We start from the raw sequence: 22,850 nt of genomic DNA on the forward strand, positions 1-22,850 counted from the left end.
AGTTTCACGAACCCCGTTCCGGCACCCCGCGCGCCGCCCGCGCGGAGGCCCCGGAACCCCGCTCACCCGACGACTCCGCCGCTCAGGCGAGCCGCCATCCCGGGGGTCCACCCGTCCACCCGGGCTCCGGCCACGCCGGGTGAACGCGCCGTCCCGGCCGCCGAGGTGGACGCCCGGCGGGACGTGTACCGCAACCTGTAGGCGGTCAGGCCAGAGACCAGGCGATGCCGTCGAGGATGTCGTGTTCGCTGACGACGACCTCCGCCGCGCCGGTCCGCTCCATGATCGACAGCAGCACCAGGGCGCCCGCGGCGATCACGTCCACCCGGCCCGGGTGCATCACCGGGAGCGCGGCGCGCTCCGCGTGGGTCGAGCGCAGCAGCCGCTCGGTGACCTCGCGGACCCGCGCGACGGGGATCCGGGCGTGGTGGATGGCGCGCGGGTCGTACTCCGGCAGTCCCAGGGCAATCCCGGCGACGGTGGTGACCGAGCCCGCCAGCCCCACCAGCGTGCGGGCCTCCCGCAGCGGGACGGTCTCCTCGGCCAGGTCCAGCGCGGCGGCGATGTCGGCCCGGATCGCCGCGATCCGCTCCGGGGGAGGCGGGTCCGCGACCTCGCCGTCCCGGGTCAGGTGGCGCTCGGTCAGGCGGACGCAGCCGATGTCCACCGAGCGCGCGGCGCGCACCCCGGCGTCCCCCAGGACGCATTCGGTGGAGCCGCCGCCGATGTCCACCACCAGGTACGGGGTGTCCAGGTCGGCCCGCCCGGCCAGGTCGCGGGTGGCCCCGGTGAAGGAGAGCGCGGCCTCCCGGTCGCCCGTGATCACCTGGGGCTCCACACCGAGGATCTCCCGGACGCCGCGGGTGAACTCCTCGCGGTTCTCCGCGTCCCGGGTGGCGGAGGTGGCGACGAAGCCGACGCGCGCGGCGCCGAGGGAGCGGATGACCTCCGCGTACTCCCGGCAGGCGGCGAAGGTGCGCTCCAGCGCCTCGGGGGCGAGCCGGCCGGTGCGGTCCACGCCCTGCCCGAGGCGGACGATGGTCATGCGCCGGTCCAGGTCGGTGAGGGTACCGGTGGCCGGGTCGACGTCGGCGACCAGCAGCCGGATGGAGTTGGTGCCGCAGTCGACGGCGGCCACCCGGGTGGGCGCGGAGACGGCCTGGCCGGCCGCCGCGGCACGCGTGCCGGTCATCGGGGGTCACCTCCCGCCGGCGCGGCGGGAGCCGCCGGGGCCGCAGGAGCCGCCGGGTCCCCGGGGGCGTCCACGGCGGCGCCGCCCGGCTCCCCCGCCGGGTCGCAGGCGCTCACGCACGGGCCCTTGCGCCACCACTCGGGGAGCATCGCCAGCGCCTCGTCCCCCAGCGGGTTGACCCCGGGGCCCGCCGCGAGGGAGTGCGCGACCAGCACGTGCAGGCACTTCACCCGGTCCGGCATCCCGCCGGCGCTGGGGAAGCCGGGCAGCACCCCGACCGCGTCCCGGCGGGCGATGTAGTCCTCGTGCGCGGCGCGGTAGGCGGCGGCCAGCTCCGCGTCCTGAGCGAGCCGGGCCGTCATCTCCTTCATCACGCCCCCGGCCTCCAGGGTGCCGATCGCCGAGGCCGCGCGAGGGCAGGTCAGGTAGTAGAGCGTGGGGAACGGGGTGCCGTCCTCCAGCCGGGGCGCCGTCTCGACCACGTCCGGCTGCCCGCAGGGGCAGCGGTGGGCGATGGCGCGCAGGCCCCGCGGGGGACGGCCGAGCTGCTCCCGGAAGGCCGCGATGTCCGCCTCGGTGGGCGGGGTGGGGTCGGTCTGCGGAGGGGGCGTGTCCATGCCTGTGCGGATCTCTCCGGTGTCGGTTCGGATGGTTACGGGACGGTGCGGGGGCGGGCGGCGCGGGCCGCCGGGGGAAGGGGCTCGGGAGCGGCCGCCCGGCTGCCTCAGCCGCCGGCGTCCGACCGGTCGACGTCCCGCCACAGCTCCTCGTACCAGGGGCGGGCGGGCGCGCTGTCCCCGGGCCGGGGCGGGCCGTAGGCCCCTTCGCCGCTGTCGGCCCCGTCGGAGCCGTCGGCGCCCGCGCCGTCCTCGGCGGTACGCGGCACGACGTAGCCGGTCTCGCCGGGGCGGACGTAGTGCAGCCGCTCCCGGAGCTGCCGCTCGGCGAAGGCGTCGTCCTGCCAGCGGGCCTTGAGGTCGCGCAGTTCCTCGACCGCCGCGCGCGCCTCCTCGGTGCGGCGCTGCTGCTCGGCGATCTCCGACCGCATCTCGACCCACTGCCGCATCGGATAGGCGAGCGCCACCACCAGCGAGCACACGACGAGGGTGAGCAGCGCCGCGCGCCCGGTGAGCCGGTTGCGGCGCTGCGGCCGGGCCCGGTAGACGCGGGCGGCCGCCTGCTCGCCCAGGGCCTTCAGCCGGGTCGTGGTGGACACGGCGGCCGACCTCGCCGATCCCCTGGCGGGGACTTTCCTGTCACGCTCCGGGGCCATCGGCGGCCGGCCTCCTCATCGTGACTCATCGCGGCTCGTCATGACTCGCCGCGGCTCGTCGTGGCTCGTCGTGGCTCGTCGGCCGTTGCGCCGTCCCCGGCCACGGTACGGGACCGGGCCGGGGACGAGGCGTCCGGCGGGACCGCCGGGCGGGGGTCAGCGGCCGAAGCGCGGGAACGCGGAGCGGCCGGCGTACACCGCGGCGTCGTCGAGGATCTCCTCGATGCGCAGCAGCTGGTTGTACTTGGCGACCCGCTCGGAGCGGGCGGGGGCGCCGGTCTTGATCTGGCCGCAGTTGGTGGCGACGGCGAGGTCGGCGATGGTGACGTCCTCGGTCTCACCGGAGCGGTGCGACATCATGCACTTGTAGCCGCTGCGCTGGGCCAGCTCGACGGCGTCCAGGGTCTCCGTCAGCGAACCGATCTGGTTGACCTTCACCAGCAGGGCGTTGGCCGTGGCGCTGTCGATGCCGCGGGAGAGCCGCTCCGGGTTGGTGACGAACAGGTCGTCCCCGACGATCTGCACCTTGGCGCCGAGCTGGTCGGTGAGGGCCTTCCAGCCCTCCCAGTCCTCCTCGTCCAGCGGGTCCTCGATGGAGACCAGCGGGTACGCCTCGACCAGCTCGGCGTAGTAGGCGGTCAGCTCGGCGGCGGAGAGGGACTTGCCCTCGAAGGTGTAGGCGCCGTCCTGGTGGAACTCGGTGGCGGCGACGTCCAGGGCGAGGGCGATGTCCTGGCCGGGCTCGTAGCCGGCCTTGCGGATGGCCTCGACGATGAGGTCCAGCGCCTCCCGGTTGGAGCCGAGGTTCGGCGCGAAGCCGCCCTCGTCGCCCAGACCGGTGGAGAGGCCGCGCTCCTTCAGGACGCTCTTGAGGGTGTGGTAGACCTCGGCGCCCCAGCGGACGGCCTCGGAGAAGGACTCCGCGCCGATGGGGGCGATCATGAACTCCTGGATGTCCACGTTGGAGTCGGCGTGCGAGCCGCCGTTCAGGATGTTCATCATCGGGACGGGCAGCAGGTGGGCGTTCGGGCCGCCGAGGTAACGGAAGAGCGGCAGGTCGGACGCCTCGGAGGCGGCGTGCGCCACGGCGAGCGAGACGCCGAGGATGGCGTTGGCGCCGAGGGAGGACTTGTCCGGGGTGGCGTCCAGGTCGAACATCGCCTGGTCGATCAGCCGCTGCTCGGTGGCGTCGTAGCCGACCAGCTCCGGGCCGATCTGCTCGATGACCGCGAGGACGGCCTTCTCCACACCCTTGCCGCCGTAGCGGTTCTTGTCGCCGTCACGGAGCTCCAGGGCCTCGAAGGCGCCGGTGGAGGCACCCGAGGGCACGGCGGCACGGCCGGTGCTGCCGTCGTCGAGGCCGACCTCGACCTCGACCGTTGGGTTGCCTCGCGAGTCGAGGATCTCGCGGGCTACGACGACGTCGATGGACGGCACGAGCATCTCCTTCTGGGAATGTGACGCTGGGCGCAGTGGTTCTCCGCCGCGCTGGCGGCGCTGCGGCACGAGCCTAACGGGCCGGGCGGCCCGGGCCGTCCGCACGCCCGTCCGGCGAGACGACATATCCCTGGATATCCCCGGAAATTCCCGCGATTCGCCCGGCGGCCCCGCGATCCCCGCGCCCCTGCCCGGACGGGAGGGACGGGAGGGGCCGCCCGGCCCCGGGAACCGCGCCCCACACCTGCGGCCCGGAGCGCCCCGGAGGGCACGCCGGGCCGCTGGGGTGGCGGCGGTGTGGCGGCGGCGGTTGGCGCCGCCGCCCGGTGCCGGTGGGGCCGGCCTGCCGCCCTCCGGCCGTACGGCGCGCGAGGCGCGGGGCCCGCCCGCCGTACGGCGCCGCCGGGTCAGCTCAGGCGCAGGAGCTGCCCCGGGTAGATGAGATCCGGGGAGTCGATCTTGTCCCGGTTGAGGCGGTAGAGCGTCTGCCAGCCGCCCTTCAGATCGAAGGCCTCGGCGATCTCGGAGAGGGTGTCCCCCTCCACGACCTCGTACTTGCCCTTCACCAGCTTGGGCGCGGGCTTCTCGGCGGCTGCCGCGGCCTTGCCGGCTTTCGCGGTTCCACCGGCTTCACCGGCCTGCGCGGCGGACCCGCCCGGCTCCCGGCCCGCCGTCACCCCCGCGCGCCCCGGGCCGGACCCCTCACCGGCCTGCCCCTTCGGGTCCGGTGCGCGACCGGCCCGGTCCGGGCGGGCCGCCTCGTCCCGTTCGCCCGCGCCGAGCCCGCTGAGCGGGGCCACCGCGGCGGGCGCGCCGCCCGCCTTCAGGCCGCCCGCTCCGGCGCAGGTCCAGGCGCCCGGCCCTTGCAGGGCGAGCAGCCGCTCGGCCGCGGCGATCTGTTCCTCCTTGGTGGCCAGGTCGGCGCGCGGCGCGTACGTCAGTCCCCCGGCCGCCTTCCAGCTCGACTGCTTGAACTGGAGCCCTCCGAAGTGGCCGTTGCCGGTGTTGATGTCCCAGCGCCCACCGGACTCGCAGCGGGCGACGGCCTCCCAGGTGTCCACGGAGGCGGCGGAGGCGGAGTCGGAGGGGATGACGAGCGGCATGGCCGCGGCGGTGCCGGCGGCGCCGGCGAACGTGACGATACGACGTGACTTGGGCGGAGCGGGGCGCCGATGCCTGCCCTTGGCGGTACGCAGCATGAAACGTCTCTCTCACCGACGCCTGCGAGGTGAGCTGTCGGGTTCGGGCTGTGAGCGGCCCTGCCGAGTGCTCCCGCACTGGGCTTCACCCCAAGCCGGTCGGCCGCCGTGCGGTCCTCCCGGCACTTACCTGGGTCCCCCGCTCCTGCCTGCGGCGCTTGCGCGGCGACTGCCCGCCGACCACCGGCAGGACTCGGCGTGATGGTCGGCGGCGCCCGCCGGGGGGCGAGCGATAAGACGTTAAGCACATCAGGACAGGTGTGACAAAAACCGACATGCCGTCACGTTGGGCCAATACGGTTCGTCTTCGGCTCTCCCCCTCGCCGTCTGCGCAGGTGGGAACCGGGGAGGCGGAACGGGGCGCCCGAGGCGGCCGGTTCATCCGATGAGACGTACGACGGGGCTGCCAGGAGCGCCCGGGCGATCCCGTGCGGTGCCGTGGCGGCGGGTGAAGTCCCGCCCGGGCGGCGGCCCTTCCCGATGCCGGCGCATGACGGGGCCGGGGCCGTCGGCTCGTGTCCCGCGCGGAAACGGTGGGTGGGGCGCCTGCCGCCGCACCCCTGGGGCCCACGGCGGCGGCAGGGCGCCGGGCGTCAGCCGGAGGTGCCGGCCGACCAGTTCATCGCGTTGGCGGAGTACGTCCACGCGCCGGAGTCCGACCGGTCGTCGGCGGCGCCCGCGAAGACCGAGTCCGGCACGAGGGCGTAGGGGCCGGGGCGCTCCGTGTCGCTGCCCTCCGTCCCGCGGTCCGGCTTCGCGGCCGACGCGCCGTCACGGGCCGCGTGGCGGCCGGAGGACCGGTCGGCGTCGCGCTCGCGGGTCTCCTGGGCCTTCTCCTCGTCGGCGGCCTGGCCACGGTGCTTGCCGGCGCCAGCGGACGGGGAGCCGGACGGACTGGCACTGGGGCTGGGGCCGACCTCGATCACCCCGCCCAGCAGGCCGTCGGAGTCCTCGGGGGAGGCGGAGGGGGAGCCGCCGGGCTCCTGGGTGGGCTCGGGGGACGCGCTCGACGAGCCACCGTTGAGCAGCCCGCCGAGCAGGCCGCCCACCAGGCCGGTGGAGCCGTCCTTCCCGCTGGACTTGTCCCCCTTGACGAGTCCGGCGCTCGTCGCGCAGCCGGACCAGGCCCCCGGGCCCTCGGCCGCGAGCTGCTTCTCCGCGACCGCGATCTGCGCGTTGCGGCTGGCCTGGTCCGCGCTGGGCGCGTAGTTCAGGCCGCCGTAGCGCTCCCAGGCCTCCTGGGAGAACTGCAGGCCGCCGTAACGGCCGTTGCCCGTGTCGGCGCTCCAGAGACCGCCGCTCTCGCACTCGGCGACCTTGTCCCAGGTGGCGCCGGAGGCGGCCTGCGCACCCGTGGCGGCGAGCAGCGGAATCGCGATCCCGGCACCCGTCACGCCGGCCGTGACGAAGATCGCCGGGGCCTGGCGCGGTCTGCGGTGTCTGCCGTTGCCGGAACGCATGGTGTGCCTTTCGCCGTGGACCGAAGGTCGGGGGTCCCGCAGAAAATAACGGCGGTCCACCACCCGTCACAAGCCGATGTCGTGGAGATCACGCGAAGATCACGGTGGTGGCCCGGTCAAGGTTCCGTCAGGTGACCGGCCCTGAGCGGGGCGTGGTCTCCGCGCCTCCACGGTACCCGGCGCTTCCGGGCACCGGCGCGGGGGTGTCCGGGGCGGGCGGGAGCACCCCCGCGGCCGGGGTGAAGGAGACCGGGAGCGTCCGCAGTCCGCGCATGATCAGGCCGCCGCGCCACCGGAGTTCCGCCGGGTCGGCGGCGAGGGCCAGATCGGGGAGGCGGCGCAGCAGGGTGGCCAGCGCGGTGCGCGCCTCCAGCCGGGCGAGCGGCGCGCCGAGGCAGTAGTGGATGCCGTGGCCGTAGCCGAGGTGCTGGTTGTCGGTCCGGGCCAGGTCGAGGGTGTCGGGGTCGGGGAAGCGCTCCGGGTCGCGGTCGGCCGCGGCGAGCACGACGAGGACGGGGTCGCCCGCCGCGATCCGCCGCCCGCCGACGGTGAGCGGCTCGGTGGCGAAGCGCCAGGTGGCGAGTTCCACCGGCCCGTCCCAGCGCAGCAGTTCCTCCACCCCGGTGGCCAGCAGCTCCGTCTCGCCGTCGGCCAGGGAGCGCTGGAGCCGGGTCCGCTGTCCCGGGTCGCGCAGCAGCGCGTAGACCCCGTTGCCGATCAGGTTCACGGTGGTCTCGAAGCCGGCGAACAGGAGGATGAAGGCCATGGCGGCGGCCTCGCTCTCGGTGAGGTGCTCCCCGTGGTCGCTCGCCCGGATCAGACCGGAGATGAGGTCCTCGTCCGGGTCCGCCACCGGTCCCAGCGCCGCCCGCTTGCGGTGGATCAGCTCGCCGAGATAGTCCCGCATCTTCCGCACGGAACGGCCAACGCCGCCGCGCGGGGCCCGCCCGCCGGGGCCGGAGTGACGCATCATCATGCCGGCCCAGTCGCGGAAGTCGTCCTGGTCCTCGCGGGGGACGCCGAGCAGGTCACAGATGGCGAAGATGGGCAGCGGGAAGGCGAAGTCGTGGATGAGATCGGCCTCCCCGCGGGCCGCGAAACCGTCGATGAGCCGGTCGGTCAGCTCCCGCACCCGGGGCTCGAACGCGGCCACCCGGCGGGGGGTGAACGCCTTGGCCACCAGCCGCCGCAGCCGGGTGTGGTCGGGCGGGTCGATGTTGAGCAGATGGGTCATGAGATCGGCGCCGCGCTCGCCGGGGATGCCGACCTTGCCCTTGGCGTGCGCCGTCTCGGAATGGTGCGCCGGGTTCTTCGACAGCCGGGCGTCGGCGAGGGCCTGCCGCGCGTCGGCGTACCGGGTCACCAGCCACGCCTCCACCCCGCTGGGCAGGGTGGTGCGGTGCACGGGGCTGTGCTCGCGCAGCCAGGCGTACGCCGGGTAGGGGTCGTCGGCGAACTCCTTGCCGAAGAGGGTGTGCGGGCAGCGGGCGTCGGTCGTCTCGGGCACGCCCCCGACCGTACCGGCAGGTCACGGACGCGCCGGTGCCGGGCGGGCCCGCCGTGGCCGGTGCGCGCCGGGGCGGGCCGGCCGTGGTGATGTCCCCCGCGTCCGCCCCGGCGGCGGGTGTCAGCCCGTGCCGTGGCCGCTGCCGCCGCGGTCCCAGGCCGGGCGCTCGGGGGCGGGACCGCCGGCCTCGCCGCTGCCGGGCGCCTCCTCCTCCACGCCGTAGGGCCCCAGCTCGTGCGGGAGGCGCCGCTTGCCCTCCGGGGGCAGTTCCGGCGAGTGCTCGCGGTGGCCCTCGACCACGTCACCCGTGCCCGTCGCGTCCTGGTGCCCCGGCCCGTGGTCGGGAGCCGTGCGGTGGCCGTACTCCTCGCGTGTCTGCCAGGCGCCGGCGCGCTGCTGCTGCCCCTTCGGCACGCCGGGCTCGCGCGCCTTCTGCCGCCGGCCGAACGCCACGGCCCCGATCAGGAGGCCCACCACGCCCAGCCCGATCAGCAGAGGGCCGAGCCCCACCCAGAGGTCCTTCGCCGCCGCGATCTCCAAGCTCAGCTGATACATGATCCCCGGGTACCCGCCCCGAAGGGGGTCAATCCGGGCGCCCCGGGGACCACGGCGGGCTCGCGGGAGCGGCGGGCCCGGGGAATCAGGCGGGGCGCTCCGCCGCGCGGATCGCGTCGCGGTAGGCGCGGGACGTGGCGCGGAGCGCGGACTCCGGGTCGGTGCCGGCCGCCTCGGCGCGCGCCGCCAGGTCCAGCAGCGCCGCTCCGAAACGGGCGCTGGCGGTGTCCGGTCCGGCGTCCGGTCCGGCGTCCGCCTCCGGCGCCGCGGGCAGGGGCACGTCCAGCCCGGCGGTGCGGGCCCGGGCGGCCAGCTTGGCGGCCAGGGCGAGCGCGGGCTGTCCGAGCGGGATGCCCTCGGTGACCGAATCCCGGCGCTTCTCGACCGCCTTGGTCCGCAGCCAGTGCGCCTTGACCTCTTCCGGCGTCTCGGCGGTCTCCTCGCCGAAGATGTGCGGGTGACGGTGGACGAGCTTGTCCACGATGGTTCCCGCCACGTCGTCGATGGAGAACGGCTCCGTCTCGTCCTCCTCCGCGATCCGGGCGTGGAAGACCACCTGGAGGAGCACGTCGCCCAGCTCCTCGCGGAGCGCCTGCCGGTCCCCGTCCTCGATCGCCTCGACCAGCTCGTACGCCTCCTCGATGGCGTACTTGACCAGGCCCTCGGCGGTCTGCCGGCTGCTCCACGGGCACGCGGCGCGGATCGTGTCCATCACCTGCACCAGGTCCAGCAGCCGGGCGCCCGGCAGGTCGTAGGAGGCGGGCAGGAGCTCCAGCTCGGGCATCCGGAACCGGCCGGAGCCGGCGAGCCGGGCGAGGCCGTCGGTCAGCCGGGGATCTCCCTCCCCCGCGGGGAGGACGACGACCGTGCGGCCACCCGCCACCGGGCCGGCCGGCTCCCCGGTCCCCGTGTCCCCCGTGTCCCCCGTGTCCCCCGTGTCCCCCGTGTCCCCCGTGTCCCCCGTGCAGTAGGCGACCAGTTCCTCCGCGGACGGCGGCTCCTCACCGGACTCCACCGCGATGCCCGCCTCGCGCAGATACGGAAGCTGCGGATGGTCCGGGTCGGGGCAGAGCACGCGGTCGGCCGCGCGCAGGACGCTCCAGGCGGGCCAGGAGAGCAGGCCCGGGGCGACCCGGTGGCTGGTGGTGAGGAGGACGATACGGCCGTGGGCGGCCGGTGCGGCGGGCCCGGGGGCCGCTGTCGGATCCTGCGTCGCGTCGGTCACGGCATCGAACGTAACCCACCACGCGGGGGCGTCCGGCGCCGGTGGTCACCGCCCGCGGCTCCCCCGGCTCCCCCGGCGAGCACGGCCACCGGGTGGTGCGGCGCGTCGACCGGGCGCCGCCCCCGCCGGGGCGGGCGGCGGCGTCACGAGGCGGCGGGCGGCGGGTGGGCCGTCAGGACTGGCGGGCCGCCTCCGGGGTCGGCTTCAGCCAGGACTCCTGGACGGAGTCGAGCAGCACCTGCTTGTCGTTCCACTTGCCGAAGCGCGGGTTGACCTGGACGTTCATGCTCTTCGACGCCTTCTGGAGCGCCTCGACGACCTTCTGCTGGCCCTGCGGGCTGGTGCGGTCCGCACCCATGCTCTCCGCCAGCTTGTCCATGAGCACCTGGTTGCGCAGCGTCTCCTCCAGCATCGCGGGGCCGATGGAGTACTGCTGGAGCCACATCTCGCGCAGCCGGTCGGCGCCGCCGGCGGCCTCCTCCGCCTGGCCGCGGATCCGCTGGACCTCGGCCCGGCTGGCGCTCACCCCGGCGTCCGCGGCGGCCCGGGCCAGCACCTTGTCGAAGATCATGCTGTTGAGGGTGGAACGGCTGAGCCGTCCCGTGCCGGAGATGAGCGCCTTGGCGTCCCGCGACTCGCCCTGGGCCGCCCGGACGTCCGCCACCTGCGCCTGGACCTGGGAGACGGTGATCCGGTCGCCGTCCACCACGGCCGCGGACCCCGGATGTGTGTCGTCACCACAGCCCGTGAGCAGCGGCGTCGCGGCCATCAGCGCGACGGCGGAGAGGGAGAGGACGGACCGGCGGCGGTGCATGGAGCCTCCAGGCTTCGGGACTCCCGGCCCGGGCGGGGCGGGGAGGGCGGGCCGTGCTGCGGCGGACGATCGGTGCGGTGATCGATATTAGGTAGTCGGCGCGGCGGGAACCAGCACTTCTTCCGGACTCTTCTCGGATCCGCGTGACCGGCCCGCGGCGGGGCCTCCCCCGGCCGCTCCGGGGCCGTCGGATCGGAGCCGACGGGCCGGGGCCGACGGGCCGCAGCCACCGGGCCGGGGCCGACGGGCCGAGCCCGCCCGAGTCCCGTGCCGGTCCTGCCCGGCCCTGCCCGGCCCCGCCGTCCGCACGCCGTACCGCGCGGTGGCGGGCACGCCCGGCGTACCGCGCGATGAGGGCCACCCCCGGGGGGTCGCCGGTCCGGGCCCGTACCGGGTCAGGGGCGGCGACGCCGCTGGAGAGCCGTGAGCCGAGCGGCGCGAAGGCCCGGACCGGGTGCCGGAAAGCCGGAAAGCCGACGGGACCGGGGAACGACGCACGGCACGGAGGACCGGAGGACCGAAAGTTGGCCCGCCGTTCCCCTGGGCTTCGGCCGGGTGTCGCCGGGGCGCGGGAGTCTCGCCCTCCGGCGCGCGCCACCCCGCGCGCGCCGCCGTGCCCTCGTCGCCTCCCCTCCAGGTTGCCCCGTTGCCCTCCCAGGATCTGACCGCCGACGCCACCGCCGCCCCGGGATCCACCCCGGCCCCCGCCGGCCGGCCCACCGCGGACGCGCAGCCCACCGGCGCGGACCCGCGGCCCGCGCCCCCGGACCCCGCCGGCCCGGCCGGCCCGGCTCCCGTGTCGCCGGAGTCCGCACGTGCGGCCGGCTCCGCCGCGCCCCGCGAACACCGGTACGACATCGACCTCATCCGGCTGCTCTGCTCCTGCGGGGTGATCCTCGGCCATGTCGGCTCGGCGTTCATCGCGGCCGTGGCGCACGAGGAGGCGAACGGCCCGGCCGCGTACTGGGCGGGGATGACGGCGGACGCGATCAGCCGCTTCGCGGTGCCGATGTACTTCGCCATCGCGGGCTGGGCCGTCCTGGTGGGCGCGCCCCCGCGGGACGGGCGGCGGGTGTGGCAGCGGATCGTCAAGATCGGGATACCGCTGGCGGTGTGGACCGCCGTCTACCTCCTCTGGGGACGGCTGACCGGGAGCAACGAGGATCCGCTGCGCGAGCTGGCGCCGGCCTCGCTCCTCGCCTCCGTCCGCCCCGCCTACCACCTCTGGTACCTCTACACCTATCTTCCGGTGATCTCGCTGCTGGCGTGCGCCGCCCTCGTGCGCGCCGGCCGGCGGCCGTGGGGGCTCGCCGCCGGTCTGCTGGGGCTGGCCGTCGCGCCCCAGCTCCTGGCCGACCTGGGGGTGCTCACCGGCTGGGACATGCCCCGGTTCGGCTGGGGCTTCGTCGTGTACCAGATCGTGTACGCCGTCGTCGGGGCGCTGCTGTTCGCGCTGCCCGCCGGTGCCGCGGGGCGGCGGTGGCCCTGGGCCGTGGTGACCGTGGCCGCGGTGGGCGGGATCCTCTGGTACCAGCACGCGGTCCACTACGTGATCCCCAACGCGCATCTCCTCGTGGCACTCCTCCTCTTCGGGGCGCTGCTCTCGCTGCACCGGATCCGGGTGCCGGAGCGGCTGCGCCCGGCGCTGGGGAGACTGGCGGCCGCCGCGTACGGGGCCTACCTGGTGCATGTGCTGGTGATCGACGTGCTGGCGGAACCGGTGGTGTCCCCGCGGGCCGGCGTGGCGGGGGCGGCGCTGCTCACGGTCGCCCTCACCGTGGCGACGGTGGTGGTCTCCTTCGGGGCCAGCCTGGCGTGGGGGCGGCTGGGGCTGCGGCGGTGGCTCGGCTGAGCGCTCGTCCACCGGAGTCCCGCGCCGGCGCGCGCTCCATCGCGCCCTCCCCGTGGCACCCCTGTGGCCAGGCCCCCGTGGCACCCCACTGTGGCCACCCTCCGTGGCACCCCACTGTGGCCACACTCCGTGGCCACGGTGCCGGGCGAGCCGCACGCCCCGTGTCCCCGCCCTGCCACCGCCGGCTCCCGCCAACCGCCGGCCCCTGCCGGCGCACCCCTGCCACCACCGGCCCCGGCGCCGGTTCCGCGGGCCGCCGCCCGCCGCACCGACCCGACACCCGGCGTTCACCCGCCGCTCCCCGGGACGCCATCCGGCGGGGCCGCCGTTTCCCTACGGTTCCCCTGGTGCCGTGGCCGGGAAGGGGTGCCGGGAAGCGCGCGCCCCACATGGCGCGTCGCGCGGCGGAGTCCCACCCGTCCACCGGGCGTGCCCGGATGACGCGGGGACGCGGCGCGCGGGCATCCCGGCCGGAGGCCCGGGAGAACGCCGCACCGGACGCCGCGAGCCGGTGTCCCTCCCCGGCCACGGCACCAGCGCCCCGCCGGGGACACCCGGCCGCGGCCCCCGCGCCGCACACCCCGACCCCCGCCCCGAGAACCCCGACCCCGGGCGGCGCCACCGCGGCGCGCCACCGAACCCCGACAAGGCAGACAGACCGTTGACCAAGCTCTCCGTCATAGTCCCCTGCTACAACGTCGAGCGTTATCTGCCCGACACCTTGCACAGCCTGGCCGCCAACGCCGCGGAGCACATCGAGTTCATCCTCGTCGACGACCACTCGACGGACGCCACGTCCGAGATCCTCGACCGCGCCCGCCGGACCCTGCCCCGCGCCACGGTGATCCGGCAGCCGGAGAACGGCGGCATCTCCCACGCCCGCAACACCGGGCTCGCGGCGGCGAGCGGACGGTACGTCACCTTCCTGGACGGGGACGACTGGTACGGCCGCGGCCACCTCGACGACCTGCTCTCCGCCGCGGAGTCGCTGGGCTGTGACTTCGTCCGCACCGACCACGTCCAGTGCACCGGCACCACCCGGGTGGTGCGCCGCGCCCCCGCCCCGGTGCGCGGCACCGTCGTCCACCCCCGGGACACCATCACCCCGGCGCACAGGGAGACGATGGTGGACTACCCCTTCGTCTGGGCGGGCGTCTACCACCGGCGGCTCTTCGAGGACGGGGCGCTGCGCTTCGACACCGGGCTGCGCACCGCCGAGGACCGGCTGTGGACCTGGCGGCTGTATCTCGCCGCCGAGACGAGCGCGACCGTCGGCCTGCTCGGCGTCTTCTACCGGCGCGGGGTCACCACCTCCCTCACCCAGATCCTCGACGAACGCCAGCTCGACTTCCTCCCCGCCCACGACGCGATGCTCGAACTGGTGCTGGCCGACCCGGAGCGGGACCGCTTCCTGCCCAAGGTCGTGCGCACGTACTGCGCGCTGATCGCCTTCCACCTGGCGAAGGCCGGCCGCTACCAGCCGCGCGTGGCGCGGCGGCTGAAGCGGGAGGCCGCGGCGGCGCTGGGCCGGATGCCGGAGGACGTCCTGGAGCGGACGCTGGCGGAGATCGGCCCGGAGCGCGCGCGGCTGCTCGACGGCCTCCGGCCGGGCGGGGCACGGGGCCGCCGCGGTGGCCGGGGACCGGCCGGCACCACGGGGGACGCGGAGGCCGGCCGGGTACCGGTGTCCCGGGCCTGATCCCGGGGCCGGCCCGGCACCCGGCCCGGCGCCCGGATCCGGCCTGGGTTCAGCCCTGATGCACCTGGCGCTGCCGGTCCAGCGCGCGGCGCAGGTCCGCGGCCATCGGGTGGTACGGCCCGTAGAGCCGTTCGACGTCCCCGAGCAGGCGCGACTGCGTCTCGTGCGCCTCGCGGTAGGCGCCGACGGCGTGCAGCAGGGTGCCGATGCGCGCCCGGATCTCCAGCGGGACGGCGGGGCCGGCCGCGGTGTCCCGCTCGAAGGCGGGCAGCAGGGCGCGGTACTCGGCGATGGCGGCGGTCGCCTCCCCGATCTGCTCCAGGCACTGCGCGGCCTCGTAGCGGAACTGCAACGCCTCCCGGAACGCGCCGGGCCCGGGTTCGGCGGAGGTCTCGGCGGCCAGCCGGCGCAGTTCGGGCAGGGCGCGCCGGTACTGGCCGTCGTCGAGGAGCGTCGCGGCGTACTGCTTGCGCAGGCTGCGGACGACGGCCGACTGCTCGCCGTGGTGTTCGGCCGCGACGGGCAGGACGGAGCCGAGGACGTCCACGGCCTGGGTGAGCCGGCCCGCGTCCAGCAGCCGCTTGACCTCCTCGACGGCGTCCGCGACGACCGTCCGGCCGGTGCGGTGCGGCGGGGTCTCGCCGGGCGCCCGGCGCGGGTCGGGGATGACGGGCGCAGGGACGGACGGGGCGGGCTCCGGGACGGCGGCGGCCCCCTCCGGCCAGGGCGCGTGCGGGCGGAGGAAGGGACGGGTGGGGTCCAGCGGCCCGGGCGGGCGCGCGTAGGGCGAGGCGGTGGCGGACGAGGGCAGCAGCGGGGCCAGCGCCTGGTACACCTCCTGCGCCCCGGCCGGCCGGTGGCGCGGGTCCTTGGCGAGCAGCCGCAGCACCAGCGCCTCCAGCGGCGCGGGCACCTCGGGCCGCAGCTGCCGCACGGGCACCGGCGCGTCGTGCAGATGCTGGTGGAGGACGCCGAGGGAGGTGGCCGCCTGGAACGGCACCTGCCCGCTGAGGAGTTCGTGGAGCAGCACCCCGAGGGCGTAGAGGTCGGTGTACGGGCCGACGGCTCCGCCCATCGCCTGCTCGGGCGCCATGTAGGCGGGGCTGCCGATGGGGGAGCCGGTGTGGGTGAGGCGGGTGGTGTCGGTGTCGACGGCGGCGGCGATGCCGAGATCCAGCACGCTGAGGGTGCCGTCCTGGCGGATCATCACGTTCCGCGGTTTGAGGTCGCGGTGGACGACGGGCGCGGCGTGCACCGCGGCCAGCACCGCGCAGAGCTGCGCCGCCACCGCCACGGCCCAGGGCCAGGGGTAGGGGTCGTGCTCGGCGAGGTGGTCCGCGAGGTCGGCGCCCTCGATGTGCTGCATCACGAGGTAGAGGTCGTCGCCGTCGCTGCCCGCGTCGTGCACGGTGACCAGGCCGGGGTGGTCCACGCGGGCGGTGACCCGGCACTCGCGCAGGAAGCGGCGGCGCAGTTCCTCCGTCTCGGCCGCCATGCGGTCCGGGCGGAGCAGCTTGACCGCGATCCGCCGGTCCAGCCGGCGGTCGTAGCCCATCCACACCTGGCCCATGCCGCCCTGGCCGAGGAGCGCGGAGAGTTCGTACCGCTCGGCGATCACCCGGCCGTTCACCGGCGGCCGCCCCCGTCCTCACCGGCGCCGCCGCCCTCTTCCTTGCGGAGGAGGTCGCTGAGCTCGTCCAGCTCGGCGCGGACGCGGTCGATGCGCCGGGGCTGCGGACGGCCCGGGGTGGGCGTGGCCGGGTAGGGCTCGGCGGCCGGGCCGCCTGATCCGGCCGGGCCGCCCTGCGGCGGCGTGCCCGGCGCAGGGCCGGCCGGCGGGCGCAGGGGGCCGCGGGGCGGCCCGGGCTGCTGTGGGTGTGGCTGCGGCTGTGGCTGTGGCTGTGGGAAGCCGTACGCGGGCATCGTCGGCCCCTGCGCGGCCCCGGGACCGGCCGTGACCCCGTGGTTCACCGGGCCCGGCGGGTAGGGCCGCGCCGCCGGCATCCCCGGGTGGAAGGACATCGGCCCCGCCCCGGGCGGCCGTCCGGCCGCGAGTTCCTGATGGTGCCTGATGTCGACCACGAGGTAGTGGGCGGTGACGCCGACGGCCGTCATCAGCAGCAGGACCATGGCGACATCCGTCCGGCGGTCCTCCTCCGGCAGCTCGCCGACGACACCGAAGCAGACGGTGCAGAGCACCAGGATGCCGAGGAAGGCGAGCCAGTCCGAGGTCTTCCGGCGGAGCAGCGCGATCCGCAGCATCGGCACCCACGCCAGCGCCCCGAAGCAGATCAGCGTGAGCGTCACGAACACCACCCGCAGCACGATGACGTTCCGGTCGGCCGGGGGACGTCGCTGCGGAGGCACGGGAACAGGGCCGTACATGAATGCTCCTGGGGACGGGTGCCGGACCGGGGCCGGAGATCGGCTCAAAACGAGCGTATACGGGGACGCGGACGGGGCGTCATCCGTTGCCGCGTTCGGGCTCACGATCCGGTAAACGACTGCCCGTCGGGGCAGATCACCGCAGCCACCCGCCCGGCAAGGTCCGGACATCGGGCGAAAAACCGCCGAACCGGCGCTCGTCACCCGTTTCCCCAGGGGGTGTTACCGCGCGTAAGTCAGTGCCGTCCCCGCTCTTGACCCGCCGGTAACCCCGGTCCATCCTGAGCCCGACCCGTGGCGGAACGGACAGCCCCGGGCTGCCGGACCGCCCTCCCAACTCTCCGGGGGCTCCCGCATGCCGACACGGATCACACGGATCATCCGCTCCGCCGGCGACGGCCGGGGCCGTGCCCCGGGGGCGGGGGCGGCGCGGTCCCGCCCGGAGGAAGGCCCGCGGCCGTCCGGGCGACGGCCGCACCGCCCCGGCCGGAGCCTCCTCGCCGCCGCCGGCGCGGCTCTCGCCGTGCTCCTGCTCGCCCCGCTGACGGCCACCCCGGCGGGCGCCGCCGCGGAATCCGGCTCCGGCTCCGGCTCCGGCTCCGGCTCCGGCTCCGGCTCCGGCTCCGGCTACCAAGTGGGCGTGGGCATCGCCGACATCACCGGCGAGGCCGCCGAGGTCGGCATGATGGGCTACGCCCGGCTGGACCAGGAGACCTCCGGCATCCACTCCCGCCAGTGGGCCCGCGCCTTCGCGCTCGCCGACGGCGCCGGCGGGCGCACGGTCTTCGTCTCCACCGACCTCGGCATGATCATGCAGAGCGTCCATCAGGACGTGATGCGCCGCCTCGGGGAACGCTTCGGCGGCCGCTACACCGACTCCAACGTGATCCTCTCCTCCACCCACACGCACGCCGGCCCGGGCGGCCACTCCCACGACCTGCTCTACAACCTGACGATCCTCGGCTACAAGGAGAAGACGTACCAGGCGATCGTCTCCGGCATCGTCCGGGCCGTCGTGGCCGCCGACGCGGACCTCGCGCCGGGCACGGTGAAGATCGCCACCGGTGAACTGGACGGCGCCAACGTCAACCGTTCCCGGGAGGCGTTCGACCGCAATCCGGCGGAGGACCGCGAGCGCTTCCCCGGAGCCGTGGACCGCTCGATGACGGTGCTCCGCTTCGAGCAGGACGGGCGGCCGGTGGGCATGGTGAGCTGGTTCGCCACCCACGCCACCTCCATGACCCCGGAGAACACCCTCATCAGCCCGGACAACAAGGGCTATGCCCAGTACCGCGTGGAGCACGACGTGCACGGGGTGGACGGGGTGGACGGGGTGGAGCGCGGGGCGTTCGTCGCCGCCTTCCCGCAGTCGAACGCCGGGGACATGTCGCCCAACCTCCGCGAGGGCGGCGCCAAGGGCCCCACCGACGACGAGTTCGAGAACACGGAGATCATCGGCCGTCTCCAGGCGGACCGGGCGGTGGAGCTGTTCGACTCCGCCACCGAGGAGCTGACCGGCCCGATCGGCCACCGGGTGCGCTACGTCGACTTCTCCGGCGTCGAGGTCGGCGCCGGCTTCACCGACCACGGCCGGCCCGCCACCACCTGCCCGGCGGCGCTCGGCCAGGGCTTCACCGCGGGCGCCGAGGACGGCCCCGGCCCGGACATCGCCGAGGAGGGCGAGCTCGCGCCCAATCCGCTGCTCACCGTGGCCGGCGCCGTGGTCGCGCCCACCCCGGCCGCGGTCCGCGCGTGCCAGCGGCCCAAGCCGGTCTTCCTCACCACGGGCGCGCAGCGGCCCACCTGGACCCCGCAGATCCTGCCCCTCCAGCTCGTCCGCGTCGGGCAGCTGACGCTCACCGCCGTCCCCGCCGAGTTCACCGTCGTCTCCGGGCACCGCCTCCTGGACACCGTCGCGGAGGAACTGGGCGCCTCCTCACGCCACACCGTGCTGGCGGGGTACTCCAACGCCTACGCCGGTTACGTCACCACACCGGAGGAGTACGACGCCCAGCACTACGAGGGCGCCTCCACCCACTTCGGCCGCCACACCCTCCCCGCCTACCAGCAGGAGTTCGCGAAGCTGGCCACCGCGCTGCGGAACGGCGAGCCCACCCCGAGCGCCGTCCGGCCGCCCTGGCTCGGCGACCGGCAGTTCGACGTGAAGCCCGGTGTCGTCCTGGACTCCCCGCCGCTCGGCAAGCGCTTCGGGGACCTCGCCGAGCAGCCCGCCCCGAGCCACCGCCCCGGCGAACGTGCCGAGGCCGTCTTCCACACCGGCCACCCGCGCAACAACTTGCGCACGGAGGGCACGTTCCTGGAGGTCCAGCGGCAGACCGCGGACGGCTGGCGGACGGTCGCGACCGACAACGACTGGTCCACCACCTACCGCTGGAAGCGCGAGCACACCGCCGTCTCCACGGCCACCGTCACCTGGGAGATCCCGCCGGACGCCGAGCCCGGCGACTACCGCTTCCTCCACCACGGCGACGCCCGCGACCTCCTCGGCCGGATCACCGGCTTCACCGGCACCTCCCGCACCTTCACGGTGCACTGACACCCCGGCGCTCGCGCCCACGCCGCCGCCCCAGGACAGCGGCGCCCCCGGAACGCGGAGGACCATACCGGCCCGCTGCCGGCTCCCGTGACGCCCCGTCCCTCCGCCGCCCCTCAGGACCCCAGGATCGTCGTCAGGAACTCGCCCGTCCACGCCAGCAGTTCACGGCCGACCAGCGGCTTGCCACCGATGCGGGCCGTGGCCGGGCGCGGGACCAGCACCTGGTGGGCGGACGGCCTGAGCACCGCGCGCGGGTGGAGCCGCTTCAGCCGCAGCTCCTGCGACTCGCGCAGCTCCACCGGGGAGAAGCGGACGTTGGAGCCCTGGAGCGTGATGTCGGTGACCCCGCAGGCGCGGGCCAGCAGCCGCAGCCCGGCGACGAGCAGCAGGTTCTCCACCGGCTCGGGCAGTTTGCCGTAGCGGTCGGTCAGCTCCTCGCGGACGGCGGCGATGTCCCCCTCGGAGTTGGCGGAGGCGATGGCCCGGTACGCCTGGAGGCGCAGCCGCTCGCCGGGGGCGTAGTCGTGCGGGACGTGGGCGTCCACCGGGAGTTCGATCTTGACCTCCAGCGGCGGCTCCTCCTCCGCGCCGCCCTCCAGGCCGGCCCGGTAGTCGGCGACGGCCTCGCCGACCATCCGGACGTAGAGGTCGAAGCCGACACCCGCGATGTGCCCGGACTGCTCGCCGCCGAGGAGGTTGCCCGCGCCGCGGATCTCCAGGTCCTTCATGGCGACGTACATGCCCGCGCCCATCTCGGTGTGCTGGGCGATGGTCGCCAGCCGTTCGTGCGCCGTCTCCGTCAGCGGCTTCTCCGGCGGGTAGAGGAAGTAGGCGTAGCCGCGCTCGCGCCCCCGGCCCACGCGCCCGCGGAGCTGGTGGAGCTGGGAGAGGCCGAAGTTGTCGCCCCGCTCCACGATGAGGGTGTTGGCGTTGGAGATGTCGATGCCGGACTCCACGATCGTGGTGGAGACCAGCACGTCGAACTTCTTCTCCCAGAAGTCCACGACCACCTGTTCCAGCGCGGTCTCCGACATCTGGCCGTGCGCGGTGGCGATCCGCGCCTCGGGCACGGCCTCCCGCAGCCGCGCCGCCGCCCGGTCGATGGACTCGACCCGGTTGTGGATGTAGAACACCTGGCCCTCGCGGAGCAGTTCGCGGCGGATCGCCGCGGAGATCTGCCGGGTGTCGTACGGGCCGACGAAGGTGAGGACGGGGTGGCGCTCCTCCGGTGGGGTGGTGATGGTGGACATCTCGCGGATGCCGGTGACCGCCATCTCCAGGGTGCGCGGGATGGGCGTGGCGGACATGGTGAGGACGTCGACGTTGGCGCGGAGCTTCTTCAGCTGCTCCTTGTGCTCCACGCCGAAGCGCTGCTCCTCGTCCACCACGACCAGGCCGAGGTCCTTGAACTTCGTCTCGGACGAGAACAGCCGGTGGGTGCCGATGACGACGTCCACGGAGCCCTCCCGCAACCCCTCCAGCACGGCCTTCGCCTCGGTGTCGGTCTGGAAGCGGGAGAGCGCCCGCACGATGACGGGGAACTGGGCGTAGCGCTCGGTGAAGGTGTTCATGTGCTGCTGCACCAGCAGGGTGGTCGGGACCAGCACCGCGACCTGCTTGCCGTCCTGGACGGCCTTGAACGCCGCCCGCACCGCGATCTCCGTCTTGCCGTAGCCCACGTCGCCGCAGATCAGCCGGTCCATCGGGACCGTCTTCTCCATGTCCTCCTTGACCTCGGCGATGGTGGTGAGCTGGTCCGGGGTCTCCGCGTAGGGGAAGGCGTCCTCCAGCTCGCGCTGCCAGGGGCTGTCCGGGGCGAAGGAGTGGCCGGGCGCGGCCATCCGCGCCGAGTACAGCCGGATGAGGTCGGCGGCGATCTCCTTGACGGCCTTCTTGGCGCGGGCCTTGGTCTTCGTCCAGTCGGCGCCGCCGAGCCGGTGCAGGGTGGGGGCCTCGCCGCCGACGTACTTGGTGACCTGCTCCAGCTGGTCGGTGGGGATGTAGAGGCGGTCACCGGGCTGGCCGCGCTTGGCGGGGGCGTACTCGACGAGCAGGTACTCGCGGGTGGCGCCCTGCACGGTGCGCTGCACCATCTCCAGGTAGCGGCCGACGCCGTGCTGCTCGTGGACGATGTAGTCGCCCGCCTCCAGGGTCAGCGGGTCGATCGTCCGGCGGCGGCGGGCGGGCATCCGGGCGCCGTCCCGGCCGGCGGTCTTCTGGCCGGTGAGATCCGTCTCGGTGAGCACCGCCAGCTTCAGCGCCGGGTCGGTGAAACCGGCTTCGAGGGTGGCGCAGGAGACCTGGACCACCGACGGGGTGAGCTCCCCCAGGTCCCGCTCCAGCCGGGCCGGGACGCCCTCGCCGCCGAGGACCTCCACCATGCGGGCGGCGGTGCCGTGGCCCTCGGCGAGGTAGACCGCGCGCCACCCCTCGGCCAGCCGGCCCTTGGTGTCGGCCAGGGCGCGGGCGGTGTCGCCGCGGTAGCTCTCCGCGGCGCGCATCCCCAGCTTGACCGTGTCGCCGTCGTCCTCCTCGTCGGCCGCGAAGGGGCTGACCGACCACCACGCCATGCCCAGTTCCCGGGCCCGCTCCCGGACGTCGGCGAGGGAGCGCAGCGAGGCGGCGTCCACGTCGATGGGGGCCTCGCCGGAGTCCGCCATGGCGGTGGCCGCCCAGGACGCCTGGAGGAATTCCTGGCTGGTGGCGACGAGGTCGGAGGCGCGGGTGCGGACCCGCTCCGGGTCGCAGACGACCGTCATCGCGCCCTCGGGCAGGACGTCGAGCAGCAGTTCCATCTCGTCGACGAGGGCGGGCGCGAGGGACTCCATGCCCTCCACCGCGATCCCCTCGGCGATCTTGCCGAGCAGCTCCGCCAGCTCCGGATGCGCCCCGGCGAGCTCCGCGGCACGCCGCCGGACGTCCTCGGTGAGCAGCAGCTCGCGGCAGGGCGGCGCCCACAGACCGTGCTCGGCGACCTCCAGGGACCGCTGGTCGGCGACCTTGAAGTAGCGGATCTCCTCAACCTCGTCCCCCCAGAACTCCACCCGCAGGGGGTGCTCCTCGGTGGGCGGGAAGACGTCGAGAATGCCGCCGCGCACGGCGAAGTCGCCGCGCTTCTCGACCAGCTCGACCCGGGCGTACGCGGCGGCGGCCAGCGCCTCGGTGATCTCCTGGAGATCGGCGCCGCCCCCTTGCCGCAGGCTCACCGGCGTCAGCTCGCCGAGCCCCTTGACCTGGGGCTGGAGCACGGAGCGCACCGGCGCGACGACCACCTGCACCGGCCCGGCGGCCGGGTCGTCGGCCGCCGGGTGCGCCAGGCGGCGCAGGACGGCGAGGCGGCGGCCGACGGTGTCGGAGCGGGGGGAGAGCCGCTCGTGCGGCAGGGTCTCCCAGGAGGGGTACTCCACGACGCCGTCCGGCGGGAGCAGGCAGCGCAGGGTGGCGGCCAGGTCCTCGGCCTCCCGGCCGGTGGCGGTGACGGCCAGCACGGTCCGCCCGGCCTCCCGGGCCAGCGCGGCCACGGCGAAGGGGCGGGCGGCGGGCGGGCCGACCAGGTCGAGGTGCGGCACGCGGCCGCCCTTCGCGGCCTGGGCCGCTTCGGCGAGCGCGGGGTCGCGGACGACGGCGTCGAGCAGACCGTGCAGGCTCATGGAGGCTTTCCGTCCCGGGGGTGAGGGCTTGTGGGGGCAACGCGA

Annotated in this window: 16 protein-coding genes and 1 riboswitch; of the genes, 3 read left to right on the forward strand and 13 right to left on the reverse strand. The window is 75.3% G+C overall.

Annotation, left to right across the window (positions count from 1 at the left end):
* Positions 1-205: 205 nt before the first annotated feature.
* The 10 genes from HCK00_RS19995 to HCK00_RS20040 all read right to left on the reverse strand — a co-directional run bounded on the left by HCK00_RS19995 (position 206) and on the right by HCK00_RS20040 (position 10,662).
* A complete protein-coding gene (locus HCK00_RS19995; protein WP_168103385.1) occupies positions 206-1,192 on the reverse strand; it encodes a Ppx/GppA phosphatase family protein in 987 nt (328 codons plus the stop codon).
* The gene (locus HCK00_RS20000) at positions 1,189-1,809 is read right to left on the reverse strand and encodes a DUF501 domain-containing protein (protein ID WP_240965741.1); all 621 of its coding nucleotides are present in this window, start codon (positions 1,807-1,809) and stop codon (positions 1,189-1,191) included. The genes HCK00_RS19995 and HCK00_RS20000 overlap by 4 nt, the downstream gene beginning before the upstream one ends.
* Before the next feature lie 107 nt (positions 1,810-1,916).
* Positions 1,917-2,465, reverse strand: a complete 549-nt coding sequence (locus HCK00_RS20005) for an FtsB family cell division protein (RefSeq protein WP_168103386.1) — start codon at positions 2,463-2,465, stop codon at positions 1,917-1,919.
* 156 nt (positions 2,466-2,621) lie between these two features.
* Positions 2,622-3,908, reverse strand: coding sequence for a phosphopyruvate hydratase (gene eno / locus HCK00_RS20010; RefSeq protein WP_206320628.1), 1,287 nt, complete (start codon positions 3,906-3,908; stop codon positions 2,622-2,624).
* A 401-nt stretch (positions 3,909-4,309) separates the two neighbouring features.
* On the reverse strand, positions 4,310-5,101 hold the full coding sequence (locus HCK00_RS20015; protein ID WP_168103388.1) for a LysM peptidoglycan-binding domain-containing protein: 792 nt from the start codon (positions 5,099-5,101) through the stop codon (positions 4,310-4,312).
* Positions 5,102-5,105: 4 nt separating this feature from the next.
* Positions 5,106-5,268: riboswitch (cyclic di-AMP (ydaO/yuaA leader) on the reverse strand.
* Positions 5,269-5,694: 426 nt separating this feature from the next.
* Positions 5,695-6,561, reverse strand: coding sequence for a transglycosylase family protein (locus HCK00_RS27000; protein WP_206320629.1), 867 nt, complete (start codon positions 6,559-6,561; stop codon positions 5,695-5,697).
* A 127-nt stretch (positions 6,562-6,688) separates the two neighbouring features.
* Positions 6,689-8,068, reverse strand: a complete 1,380-nt coding sequence (locus HCK00_RS20025; RefSeq protein WP_168103389.1) for a cytochrome P450 family protein — start codon at positions 8,066-8,068, stop codon at positions 6,689-6,691.
* Between the two features lie 120 nt (positions 8,069-8,188).
* Positions 8,189-8,623 (reverse strand): DUF6479 family protein, encoded by a 435-nt coding sequence (locus HCK00_RS20030; protein ID WP_168103390.1) that lies wholly within the window; start codon positions 8,621-8,623, stop codon positions 8,189-8,191.
* A gap of 85 nt (positions 8,624-8,708) precedes the next feature.
* Entirely contained in the window at positions 8,709-9,848 is a 1,140-nt protein-coding gene (locus tag HCK00_RS20035) for a nucleoside triphosphate pyrophosphohydrolase (protein WP_168103391.1), read from the reverse strand.
* 172 nt (positions 9,849-10,020) lie between these two features.
* On the reverse strand, positions 10,021-10,662 hold the full coding sequence (locus HCK00_RS20040) for a SurA N-terminal domain-containing protein (RefSeq protein WP_168103392.1): 642 nt from the start codon (positions 10,660-10,662) through the stop codon (positions 10,021-10,023).
* A gap of 796 nt (positions 10,663-11,458) precedes the next feature.
* On the opposite strand from HCK00_RS20040, the gene HCK00_RS20045 reads away from it, so the two are divergent.
* Both HCK00_RS20045 and HCK00_RS20050 read left to right on the forward strand, forming a co-directional pair.
* Positions 11,459-12,514, forward strand: a complete 1,056-nt coding sequence (locus HCK00_RS20045) for an acyltransferase family protein (protein WP_168103432.1) — start codon at positions 11,459-11,461, stop codon at positions 12,512-12,514.
* Positions 12,515-13,175: 661 nt separating this feature from the next.
* Positions 13,176-14,213 (forward strand): glycosyltransferase family 2 protein, encoded by a 1,038-nt coding sequence (locus HCK00_RS20050; RefSeq protein ID WP_168103393.1) that lies wholly within the window; start codon positions 13,176-13,178, stop codon positions 14,211-14,213.
* Between the two features lie 49 nt (positions 14,214-14,262).
* Here the strand turns inward: HCK00_RS20050 and HCK00_RS20055 are convergent, their stop codons facing one another.
* Positions 14,263-15,843, reverse strand: coding sequence for a serine/threonine-protein kinase (locus HCK00_RS20055; RefSeq protein WP_168103394.1), 1,581 nt, complete (start codon positions 15,841-15,843; stop codon positions 14,263-14,265).
* On the reverse strand, positions 15,840-16,598 hold the full coding sequence (locus HCK00_RS20060) for a hypothetical protein (RefSeq protein WP_168103395.1): 759 nt from the start codon (positions 16,596-16,598) through the stop codon (positions 15,840-15,842). The genes HCK00_RS20055 and HCK00_RS20060 overlap by 4 nt, the downstream gene beginning before the upstream one ends.
* A 523-nt stretch (positions 16,599-17,121) precedes the next feature.
* On the opposite strand from HCK00_RS20060, the gene HCK00_RS20065 reads away from it, so the two are divergent.
* Entirely contained in the window at positions 17,122-19,155 is a 2,034-nt protein-coding gene (locus HCK00_RS20065; protein WP_311765401.1) for a neutral/alkaline ceramidase, read from the forward strand.
* Positions 19,156-19,268: 113 nt separating this feature from the next.
* On the opposite strand, the gene mfd is transcribed toward HCK00_RS20065, so the two are convergent.
* On the reverse strand, positions 19,269-22,805 hold the full coding sequence (gene mfd / locus HCK00_RS20070; RefSeq protein WP_168103397.1) for a transcription-repair coupling factor: 3,537 nt from the start codon (positions 22,803-22,805) through the stop codon (positions 19,269-19,271).
* Between the last annotated feature and the right edge of the window lie 45 nt (positions 22,806-22,850).

The sequence above is a fragment of the Streptomyces zingiberis genome (genome assembly GCF_012034935.1).
Taxonomy (GTDB): domain Bacteria; phylum Actinomycetota; class Actinomycetes; order Streptomycetales; family Streptomycetaceae; genus Streptomyces; species Streptomyces zingiberis.

Excerpts from the sequence above, each read along its gene's own strand:
- HCK00_RS19995 (WP_168103385.1), bottom strand. The coding sequence starts at position 1,192 with ATGACCGGCACGCGTGCCGCGGCGGCCGGCCAGGCCGTCTCCGCGCCC.
- HCK00_RS20000 (WP_240965741.1), bottom strand. The coding sequence starts at position 1,809 with ATGGACACGCCCCCTCCGCAGACCGACCCCACCCCGCCCACCGAGGCG.
- HCK00_RS20005 (WP_168103386.1), bottom strand. The coding sequence starts at position 2,465 with ATGGCCCCGGAGCGTGACAGGAAAGTCCCCGCCAGGGGATCGGCGAGG.
- eno (WP_206320628.1), bottom strand. The coding sequence starts at position 3,908 with ATGCTCGTGCCGTCCATCGACGTCGTCGTAGCCCGCGAGATCCTCGAC.
- HCK00_RS20015 (WP_168103388.1), bottom strand. The coding sequence starts at position 5,101 with ATGCTGCGTACCGCCAAGGGCAGGCATCGGCGCCCCGCTCCGCCCAAG.
- HCK00_RS27000 (WP_206320629.1), bottom strand. The coding sequence starts at position 6,561 with ATGCGTTCCGGCAACGGCAGACACCGCAGACCGCGCCAGGCCCCGGCG.
- HCK00_RS20030 (WP_168103390.1), bottom strand. The coding sequence starts at position 8,623 with ATGTATCAGCTGAGCTTGGAGATCGCGGCGGCGAAGGACCTCTGGGTG.
- HCK00_RS20040 (WP_168103392.1), bottom strand. The coding sequence starts at position 10,662 with ATGCACCGCCGCCGGTCCGTCCTCTCCCTCTCCGCCGTCGCGCTGATG.
- HCK00_RS20060 (WP_168103395.1), bottom strand. The coding sequence starts at position 16,598 with ATGTACGGCCCTGTTCCCGTGCCTCCGCAGCGACGTCCCCCGGCCGAC.
- mfd (WP_168103397.1), bottom strand. The coding sequence starts at position 22,805 with ATGAGCCTGCACGGTCTGCTCGACGCCGTCGTCCGCGACCCCGCGCTC.